We start from the raw sequence: 8,636 nt of genomic DNA on the forward strand, positions 1-8,636 counted from the left end.
CCAGTTCATGAACCAGGTGATGCGCGACCAACGCAAAAGCTTGTCATTGGTGCAGTCAACACCGTTTCCATTACCAAGAGCAACGGGCACTGTTGAGACACAGCACGCCGCCGACGGCCGTCGCGTCCTCGCCGTGCTCGGTCTGGTGGAGCGCGCTGCCCGCGGCCGAACATCGTAAATCAAGCATATTCGTCAACAGATATCATCAATGTCGGCGCCGGACTATTCAAATCATCGATATACTGGTGGCCTGGTCCTTCGCCATCAATCAATGGCGATAGCTTATCGAGGATTTCTACCAACTTCGTGTCATCGAAGCGCCATACAACGGTTTGCGATCCTAGTTCCATATCGGCAGTTCCGCTTTCTCGCACTATCCGTTGCTGTACACCATCTATGTCGAAAGTTGCCCGACCACTCTCATGGGCCGATCGCACGGCGGACTGGAAAATGCGAAGCCCATCCCGGTCTGCAGCCGCCAGAACTACGTCACCGAAGTAGTTATCCGGCTTGACACGGAAAACGGTCATTCTGGTCCAATCACTTGTGAGTCGGAAGGTCCCCGATGGGAATATTCTGCCATCTAGAGGTCGGCGAATCGTGGGGGTTGTAATCCCAATGCGGATAGCGGTAGTTGTCTCCTGGAAAATATCGCCACTCGCCGCCGTTTTCGTCCCAGAGGCTTTCGCCGCCGCGAGCCTGTTGGCTAGGACGGCTGGGCGGTCCAACCGTTAGGTTGCCTTCGGCGGGCGGGCTAACGCCGGGCGGCGGCAAGCCTTCGTTCGGTTGTGGTCCAGCGGGATCGGGAGCAGGAGGGGGTTCACCTTCGACCGGCACACCCAATTCGCCTAGCCGGGCTTTGATTGCGGCTTGTCTTTCAAGGAGAGAACCTTTGTCCGCAATGCACGCATCGTAGGCTGCCTGCTCGTTGGGCAGAACGAAGGTGCGTCCGCATCGGGCGTTGTACCGAGCGATGTCAGCGTTGACGGCGTCCCAGGCTGCGCGTGCTTGCGCGGCTGTCATGTCTTTCGGGTCGTCCGGCATCGGTGAGGGTGGGTCTTGTTTCCAGCTGCGGTCGACGGCGTGGACTTGAGGTTTGTCGTTATGGGGCACTGGTGTCGGTGGCCGCGGTGCGATTGGCGATTCGTGGAAGCCGATGGTGTTAAGGGGTGCCGTGGCGGTGGTTATTTTGGTGGCTATTTCGTGCTCGAGCCCGACTAATTGTGTTGCGCGTTGGCGGATATCCCCGGCCAATGCTTGTGCTTGGGCCTGGCGAGCTGCCTGTTCGGCGGCGGTGCGGCTGGTTCGGGTGTCGGCGACCGAGAGGTCCTCTTCGACATTGAAGCCCGCGTTATGGGCGTCTTGGACGGCATAGATGACCCTGCGTTGGGCTGCGCCGATGGTTCCGGCGCCAGCACGGGCGATCCTGCTCGCTTGGCGCAAATGCTCGGCTTTGCCACTGACTATCTGTAGGTCAGCGCCGGTTCGCTGTCGCAGCCCGTCACCGCCGACTCCTTCCCAGCCGATGATGTGGGATTGGTTACGCATCTCTAGGAACACGTCTTCCCATTGATCGGCGACCTTCGTCCAGTAGTGGGCGGCCTCGATGAGATGTTCGGTGTCCCAGGCGTGGATATGCGACAGGGTCGGCAGCAACTACACCAGCCTCGTTTGCGGCACGGTCGCCATCTCGGCCGCCGCAACCGCTTCGTTGTTGGCATACTCCGCAGCGCCCGCCTCGACCGCACTGGCCGTGGCCCGTGTCCGGGCGGTAAACGCCGCCGCTGCGAGGCCAACCGCTGCGTGGGCACCGCCCACCGCCACTGTGGTGGGTTGGAACGGCTGCCCCAGCGGCGGCGGTGCAAGGACGCTGAGTTCAGTGCTTCGCGTGCTCCATTGGCTGGCCGTAGCCGCTACCTGTTGGATATTGACCCGCAGCTCACCGGCTTTCATCCTCGGGAAGTCTAATGGCGGGCTACGGGGTGGCAACTCATCGGAGGTCGAGCCATCGACTGCCGGGCCGCTTAGCTCCCGCCATTGGCTGGCCGTGGCTCTTAGAAGGGTCGGCAACTCATCGCAGGTCGAACCATCGCGCGAGCTCAGGGCCATCGCCTCGGCGCATGGGAACCGGCGGCAAAGGAAGTCAGAGGTGTCGGTCGACGTCGCTACGTTGGCGCAGGACGCGCACGACGTCGATGAGGATTGCAGCATCATCCGGTCGGTGGAGGCCTAACTAAGCCTGATTCCACCGATAGGCCCGGCGGTCGGCGGTTGAGCTGTTGGTCTTGATGTCGGCTGTGGTGGGTGCGTGACAGGACCGCTGGTCTGTCCAGCTTTTCCTGTTGGGTCCTGGTTGTCGGGGCGGGTGGATGATGTTCAGGTTGGGTGTGGGTGGCTGATGATGTTGTGCCACAGAGCGTTCCAAGCCGGTGCCCAGGGCCAGTGAGTGGGTAGGTGCAGGATCGGTTTGCGTTGGGGACGGGCCAGGCGGGCTGGGATGTTGACCAGGTGGCGGCGCAGGGTGGTGCCGCGGGCGCGGCGGTGGCGGGTGCCGGGCAGGGTCGCTGCGGCGCGCAGCAGGTTGTGGGCAATCCCCGCGCAGACCGCCCAGGCACTGTTGGCGCCGAAACGCCCGGAGGGGATGTGGGCCAGGGGTCCGTCGATGAGATCGGCGAAGGTGGTTTCGATGATGGCGTGGCGGCGGTGGGTGATATCGGCGTCGGTGGCCGACTCGCAGGAGTTGGTGAAGAACGGGTGGTAGCGCCAGATCGGGAACAAGCCCTCGTGAGGTTGGGTAGCGTCTTTGACGCGGCGCACGATCAGCAGGGCGGTTACCGCCGGGTGGGTGCCGGATTTGGCCAGGGTGTAGGTGGTTTCGGCGACTTCGGCATCATAGATCCAGGCCCCGGTCTCAGGATCGGTCACCGCACCCGGATATTGCACGGGGGTCCACGTGTCCTCGGGAATGCTGTCGATGGCGCGTTGCACGGCGGCGTTGCGGGTCAGCACCAGGGAGAACACCGCCCCGTAGCGGCGGCAGGTCCGCAACACCGCACGCGATCCATAGGCACTATCACCGCGCACGGTGATCGTCCCGGTGACTCCGGCCGCACGCGCAGTCTGCAAGGCCTGGGCGACCATGCGGGCGGCCCCTTTGCCGGAGTTGGCCTTTCCGGCTCGCAGCCGAATGCCGGTGATCACCGGTGGGGCGGTGTCGGTGCTCAGTGTGGTGACCAGCGGCGACAGCCCTTTGCGTAGCACCTGTTTGCCGGCGATCTTGGTGTGCCCGTAGGAGGCGCCCTGTTTGGCGTGTCCGTAGACCGGGCGCACCAGCGAATCGATGTCGACAAAGGCACGTACATCTGAACCGGGCAGCAGACTCACCCGCTCGCACAGGCCCGCCAGATGCTCGGCCAGCACCGAATCCAACTGGCGGGCATGGCCGAAGGTGAACTCGCGCAGCAGGGTTCCCACGGTGGAGGGGGCATACACCGGCCCGAAAAGGGTCTTCATACCGCCGGCGCGGACCAGGTCGACATCGTCGATATAGTCCGCGCCGGCGCACATACCCGCGATCAGGGTGGCCAGTTTCCGGGGCCGGATTGGCCGCCCCCGACTTCACTCGCGTCGAGGCGATGTGAATCTTGTTGTCCAACAACCGTGTCAGGCCTGCCTGCTCGGCCAGGACCATCACCGGGACCAGGCCCGCGCAGGACACAAGATTGTCCTCGTCGAACACAGCAGAATCAGGGCCGAGCGTGTGGGACACTTGCACTGAAAGTGCCTTTCTTGAACCGGTCGGATTGTTGCGTGATGAACACCAATCTTTCCAGCTCAGAGGGCACTTTCACCATTCCGGCACCCCGCCAACCAGCCCTTTTATCGGTGGAATCAGGCTAAGCGAGAACGCCCTGGAGTCACGACTACGCCGCGCGCTCGCCCGGCTACGCGCAGCAGGCACCGAACACCACACAGACCTCACCCACACGATCCTCGCCGCACAATTCAGTCCCCTCACCGACGTACAGGAGCGCACGACGGCGGCGTAAGAAGACACCGTTTTATTCGCCTAGCGCGGCTGTGATGTCGCTGAGCCGCCGCCGCAGCCGCCCCTGGTCGAGGTCGTGGAAGTCGAAGTGCCGGTAGAACTGCGCCGCCCGCTCGTCGATGGCATCGACAACCACGGCTCGAGCGCCGAACTCTCGCGAGCCTCGCACGCACCGGCGAAGCGCATCGACCAGCAGGTAACCACCGAGGCGATGGCCCTGCTCGCTGCGATCAACGGCCAGCCGTGCCAACAGGACGACAGGCACCGGGTCGGGCATGCCCCGGCGCAGTCGCGACGGTGCTGCTGTGTGGGCGACGGCGTTCATCGCCAGCGCGTAGTAGGCGATGACCCGATCACCCCGGCTCAGTATGTAGGTAGCCGCCGTACCAGCCGATCGGGCCACGCGAGCAGAGTTGCGCAACCACCGGTCCAACTCAGGAACCCCGGAGTCGAATTGGGTGAGATCGTGAGCGGTCGACAGTAGCTCGACTGGCCGGAGGTCGTCCCCCGCGGTCATCGGGACGGGATGGGGCTGGGCTCCGTGGCGTAGCGGGTGAGGATCGGCATCGGTTCCGGCTTGGCGTCTAAGGCGGTGACGAACCGCTCAAAGACCGCCGCGCTCACGGCGATCCGCCCCACGCGTTCAAGAACCGCCTCTGCCCGCTCGGTCCCAGCGGCCAGGAGGAACCCGGTGAGGGTCTCCCCGTTGGCCTCGGCGGCAGCACGCAGACGAGCCTCCTGGTCGGGATCGACCCGGAGGTTGATGCGGCTTCGGCGCTTCTGGTCGGCTGAACCCATAACAACCCAGTGTACTCACTCGGTACGTACATTTGGGGTGGTGGTATAGGCGAAACTCAGAGGCTATAGGCCCGACGCCTGCGTACAAGAAGCAGGCGCGGACGCGCTCGGCAACGAGGTAGCGGATGAGAGCCCAATCTTTCGCCTGCTCTTCGCGCTTCTTGTTCAGCCGGTCGACAGTGCCCGACCGCGCGCCCGTGGGACCAGCTCGTGTGCGTGACAACGCGCTGCGACGCGATCGAAAAGCACGCGGAGTCAGTCCCTGATGGCCCGTGGTGGCTATCGGTTCAAAGTTCTCGAACACGGGTGATGCGGTTCGAGCCCGGAAAGGTGGAGCGTTAGCCGCAGGCGAGCGAACCTTGGCGGGTCCGCCGACACGAGGTTGAACTTGACTGAGGGACAGCAGTTTACTGCTCTTGTCGCAATGCCTTCCCTGGTGTCACGTACAAGTCCCAGGTGATTTCGGACGGCGGTGCCTGGTACGCGAGGTACATCATCGGACCTTCGGTCCACGTACGCGCAACCAGCAACACGAAGTACCCCGGCGCCTGCGCGGCCGTTGTCGGCGTTGTTAATCGCGATGTGCCGCAACAGGTTTTGCGGCACATCGGCGGTGAACTGTCGCGGCGATCCGGTGTGCTCAGGTGATGGGCGCATCGTTGTTCCCCCTGGCGATGCAGAGATCCGGTTCGGCCCAGCGCATAAATCGTCCCGTACCAGCGCGGAACCGAGCTCAGCTACGGCCCGCCGAAATACATGCCTGAAGTCGGGTCGCACCGCGGTACGGCGCATGGTGCTGCCCGGATACGACTCTCGTTCAGGGGATATACGTGTAATGCTCATTCACCTGCATCACCGATGACCACTGGGGAAATCCGGCGATTATTTCGGCGTCGGACAACTCGGTCATATCCGGTGGCGCGCCATCTAGGCCTTCGACATGTCCAATGTAGATTCGAGCGGTTAATCCCGATAGGGACAACCAATCGAACCGCAAGGTATACTCTGGCAATTTCTTAGCGCCGGGCAGCGTCGTCGGATAAGCAGCGGTTTCAGAACGATCCGCGTCTTTTGCCCAAACATCCCCATCATTGGGTGTGATCGGCGAAGCAAATTCAGACGTTGTCGGCGTCCAATAGCCACGCGTTGAGTACCACCGATGTTGCCGACTGGCGTCGTTCGACCAAGCGATCATTCCCGCGCCCGTTAACACGACGAGGGCAGCGTTCGACCTCTCGAAATCGCACCACCGGACATCGAAGATAACGCCGACGCGTGATCGCTGTGGAGAAAGGCGCATGTCAATAAATTCGGCTTCATTTAGAGCGCCTTGCTCAATTAAGGGGTTCGGCCGCGACGATGTCGTCAATTCGACGCCCGGAGTGAACTCATAGAGTTCATTGATCGAGTAAGCGCTCATATGAACGATCCTATCTTCAATTAGGCACTGGTATGTGCGCAAAGGGGTCCGTAGGTGGCACAGTCCGACCGGTAAACGGGTCCACTTCTTGACCCGTTGCATTAAGGTAATTCAAATAGCCGTTAGGGTACTGAGTAGTTGGTTCCATGACTCGGATTGCTACGACACGCGGATCAATGGCTGGTTGATTGGGGCTATCGGATATATCCAACCCTGTCCGGACTTCGCCGGGGTGTTTGAGATAAGACCCTGCGAAACGCCCGGAAGATTGACTCCGCCTGGCCCGATCACATTCGCGGGTGGATGCTGCTGCGGTAAAACGTCTAGGTATCGTTGCTTTTCGGCGTTAAGCAGTTGGGTCTCGACATGAAAATCGGCTCTTCGTGGATCATTGGGGGGCAGCGATTCAACAAACGGTCTATCGATATGGTTGTGCTCCCATATCCTTTGGTTGACATCTTTCAAACCGGCCGCGGCTTGCTCACGCGACATTGATGGCTGGGGCGGTGGTGCCGGATCTTCTTTCCAGTGGTGGTCGACGGCCTGGATTTGAGGTTTGTGATTGTCCGGTGTTTCCGGGAAGGTGGTGGTGGCGATTCCGATCGTCGCGGCGGTAATTTTTGCGGACACTTCGTGTTCAAGCCCGATTAGTTGAGTGGCGCGTTGGCGGATGTCGGCGGCGAATACTTGTCCTTGTGCCTGCCGAGAGGCCCGTTCAGCCGCGGTGCGGCCGGTTCGGGTGTCGGCGATCGAGAGGTCTTCTTCGACAATGAAGCCGGCGTTGTGGGCGTCCTGGACGGCATAGATGACCCTGCGCTGTGCGGCGCCGATAGTGCCGGCGCCGTCACGGACAATTCGCGCAGCCTGACGCAATTGGTCGGCCTTGGAACTGACGATTTGCAGATCGGTGCCGGTTCGCTGTCGCAGCCCATCACCGCCAGCGCCCTCCCAGACGACGGCGTGGGATTGGTTGCGCATCTGCAGGAACACGTCTTCCCACTGATCGGCCGTCTTCGTCCAGTACGTGGCCGCCTCGATGAGATGTTCGGTGTCCCATGCGTAGATTTGCGACAGAGTTGGCAGCAACTAGACCACCCTGGTTTGCGGCACCGCCGCCATCTCCGCTGCGGCAGTCGCCTCGTTGCCGACATACCCTGCAGCGCCAGCCTCTACCGCACTGATTGTCACTTGTGCCCGGGCAGAAGACTTCGCCGCGGCGAGGCCAACCGCTGCGTGGACACTGCCCACCGCTGCCGTGGTGGGCTGAAACGGCTGCCCTTGCGACGGCGGTCCCAGGACGTTGAGTTCGGTACATAGCTCCCGCCACTGGCTGCCCGTGGCTCTTAGCTGACTGACATCGATGCGCAGCTGACCGGGTCCCATCCTCGGAAGTTAACTGCCGGAGTAAGGGGCGGCAACTCATCGCAGGTTGGGCCATCGCGCGAGCTCAGGCCCATTGCCTCGGCGCATGCGAACCACCGGCGGCGGCATGGGCAGTCAGAGGTTCCGGTCGGCGTCCATCCGTTGGTGCAGGACTCGCACGACGTCGATGGTGCCTTCGCCGGTCACCCGATAGAACAGCGTGTGTGACCCGGCCGAGAGCTTGCGATAGCCGCGGCGAATCTCGTCGCACGCTCGTCCGATCCGCGGGTTTGCCGCAGCACGGTCAATAGCGTGTTGAAGTTCGCGTAGGTACTCCTCAGCCTGATCGACACCCCAACGGTCATAGGTGTAGTCCCAGATCTCTTCCAGATCTGCCTGCGCGGCAGGCGAGAGAAGGTATCGGCTACTCACCGGCCACGCGAGGCGTCAGCCCGCTTACGGTCGAGGAATCCGTCGAAGTCGAACGGTGTCGAGCTGCCGCTGCGTTCGCCGGCCTCGAGAGCCTCGCGAAGCGCGCGCAGCTGGGTTTCACGGTCCTCGAGCAGTCGCAACGCGGAGCGGATGACTTCACTGGCCGACCGGTAGCGGCCCGCGGCGATCTCGCCGTCGATGAAGGCGCTGTAGTGCTCGTCGAGGACGAAGGACGTGTTCTTACCCACGAACGCACAATACCAATTGTTGGTAGTAGGTTTTAGCCCCTGGGACACTCCAAGCCGCAGCGGCAGAATCTCCTCGGGATCGGCATGGCCGCACCGGGCGCGGCGCGCCCAAACATGTCAGAGGGTGAGGCGACACTGTTGGGATGACCGAGACCACCGATGCGACATATGAGTTGACGTATCAGCCGGACGGCACGTCATTCACCGTCCGGGAGAACCTGGTCGAGATCCTGGAGCGTGAGCTGCTCGGCCCGATCCACGGCCCGCGGGAGGTGTTGCCGTTCAGCCCGCGCTCGCAATACCTGGTTGGGCACATCGCCCCGGTGAG

Annotated in this window: 10 protein-coding genes and 4 pseudogenes; 1 reads left to right on the forward strand and 13 read right to left on the reverse strand. The window is 62.4% G+C overall.

Annotated features, from left to right (window positions below; genetic code table 11):
- Positions 1-179: 179 nt before the first annotated feature.
- The 13 genes and pseudogenes from F0Q45_RS22225 to F0Q45_RS22275 all read right to left on the reverse strand — a co-directional run bounded on the left by F0Q45_RS22225 (position 180) and on the right by F0Q45_RS22275 (position 8,308).
- Positions 180-530 carry a hypothetical protein gene (locus F0Q45_RS22225; protein ID WP_149655984.1) on the reverse strand — a complete coding sequence of 117 codons (351 nt, stop codon included), beginning with the start codon at positions 528-530 and terminating at the stop codon, positions 180-182.
- 10 nt (positions 531-540) lie between these two features.
- Positions 541-1,443, reverse strand: a complete 903-nt coding sequence (locus tag F0Q45_RS22230) for a hypothetical protein (RefSeq protein WP_149655992.1) — start codon at positions 1,441-1,443, stop codon at positions 541-543.
- Positions 1,444-1,463: 20 nt separating this feature from the next.
- Positions 1,464-1,656 (reverse strand): annotated as a pseudogene (locus F0Q45_RS28020) (hypothetical protein).
- Positions 1,657-1,953 carry a hypothetical protein gene (locus tag F0Q45_RS22235; protein WP_149655985.1) on the reverse strand — a complete coding sequence of 99 codons (297 nt, stop codon included), beginning with the start codon at positions 1,951-1,953 and terminating at the stop codon, positions 1,657-1,659.
- A 423-nt stretch (positions 1,954-2,376) separates the two neighbouring features.
- Positions 2,377-3,775: pseudogene (locus F0Q45_RS22240) on the reverse strand (IS1380 family transposase).
- Positions 3,776-4,061: 286 nt separating this feature from the next.
- On the reverse strand, positions 4,062-4,565 hold the full coding sequence (locus tag F0Q45_RS22245) for a GNAT family N-acetyltransferase (RefSeq protein ID WP_149655986.1): 504 nt from the start codon (positions 4,563-4,565) through the stop codon (positions 4,062-4,064).
- Positions 4,562-4,846 (reverse strand): type II toxin-antitoxin system TacA family antitoxin, encoded by a 285-nt coding sequence (locus F0Q45_RS22250; RefSeq protein WP_149655987.1) that lies wholly within the window; start codon positions 4,844-4,846, stop codon positions 4,562-4,564. The genes F0Q45_RS22245 and F0Q45_RS22250 overlap by 4 nt, the downstream gene beginning before the upstream one ends.
- A gap of 817 nt (positions 4,847-5,663) precedes the next feature.
- Positions 5,664-6,266: a hypothetical protein gene (locus F0Q45_RS22255; RefSeq protein ID WP_149655988.1), complete on the reverse strand. Its 603-nt coding sequence runs from the start codon at positions 6,264-6,266 to the stop codon at positions 5,664-5,666.
- Between the two features lie 159 nt (positions 6,267-6,425).
- Positions 6,426-7,139 carry a hypothetical protein gene (locus tag F0Q45_RS29595; protein ID WP_262491119.1) on the reverse strand — a complete coding sequence of 238 codons (714 nt, stop codon included), beginning with the start codon at positions 7,137-7,139 and terminating at the stop codon, positions 6,426-6,428.
- 35 nt (positions 7,140-7,174) lie between these two features.
- A pseudogene (locus tag F0Q45_RS28030) lies at positions 7,175-7,352 on the reverse strand (hypothetical protein); the annotation flags it as partial.
- Positions 7,353-7,649 (reverse strand): hypothetical protein, encoded by a 297-nt coding sequence (locus F0Q45_RS22265; protein ID WP_149655989.1) that lies wholly within the window; start codon positions 7,647-7,649, stop codon positions 7,353-7,355.
- A 114-nt stretch (positions 7,650-7,763) separates the two neighbouring features.
- Positions 7,764-8,060 carry a type II toxin-antitoxin system RelE/ParE family toxin gene (locus F0Q45_RS22270; protein WP_149655990.1) on the reverse strand — a complete coding sequence of 99 codons (297 nt, stop codon included), beginning with the start codon at positions 8,058-8,060 and terminating at the stop codon, positions 7,764-7,766.
- Positions 8,057-8,308 (reverse strand): type II toxin-antitoxin system ParD family antitoxin, encoded by a 252-nt coding sequence (locus F0Q45_RS22275; protein ID WP_149655991.1) that lies wholly within the window; start codon positions 8,306-8,308, stop codon positions 8,057-8,059. The genes F0Q45_RS22270 and F0Q45_RS22275 overlap by 4 nt, the downstream gene beginning before the upstream one ends.
- Here F0Q45_RS22275 and F0Q45_RS22280 point away from each other — a divergent pair.
- Positions 8,295-8,636 (forward strand): annotated as a pseudogene (locus tag F0Q45_RS22280) (hypothetical protein); the annotation flags it as partial. The gene F0Q45_RS22275 and the pseudogene F0Q45_RS22280 overlap by 14 nt on opposite strands.

This window comes from Mycobacterium simiae (genome assembly GCF_008370645.1).
In the GTDB taxonomy this organism is placed as follows: domain Bacteria; phylum Actinomycetota; class Actinomycetes; order Mycobacteriales; family Mycobacteriaceae; genus Mycobacterium; species Mycobacterium simiae_A.

What these genes read in the sequence shown, in the direction of transcription:
- F0Q45_RS22235 (WP_149655985.1), bottom strand. Translation starts at nt 1,953, where the DNA reads ATGAAAGCCGGTGAGCTGCGGGTCAATATCCAACAGGTAGCGGCTACG.
- F0Q45_RS22245 (WP_149655986.1), bottom strand. Translation starts at nt 4,565, where the DNA reads ATGACCGCGGGGGACGACCTCCGGCCAGTCGAGCTACTGTCGACCGCT.
- F0Q45_RS22225 (WP_149655984.1), bottom strand. Translation starts at nt 530, where the DNA reads ATGACCGTTTTCCGTGTCAAGCCGGATAACTACTTCGGTGACGTAGTT.
- F0Q45_RS22255 (WP_149655988.1), bottom strand. Translation starts at nt 6,266, where the DNA reads ATGAGCGCTTACTCGATCAATGAACTCTATGAGTTCACTCCGGGCGTC.
- F0Q45_RS22250 (WP_149655987.1), bottom strand. Translation starts at nt 4,846, where the DNA reads ATGGGTTCAGCCGACCAGAAGCGCCGAAGCCGCATCAACCTCCGGGTC.
- F0Q45_RS22265 (WP_149655989.1), bottom strand. Translation starts at nt 7,649, where the DNA reads ATGGGACCCGGTCAGCTGCGCATCGATGTCAGTCAGCTAAGAGCCACG.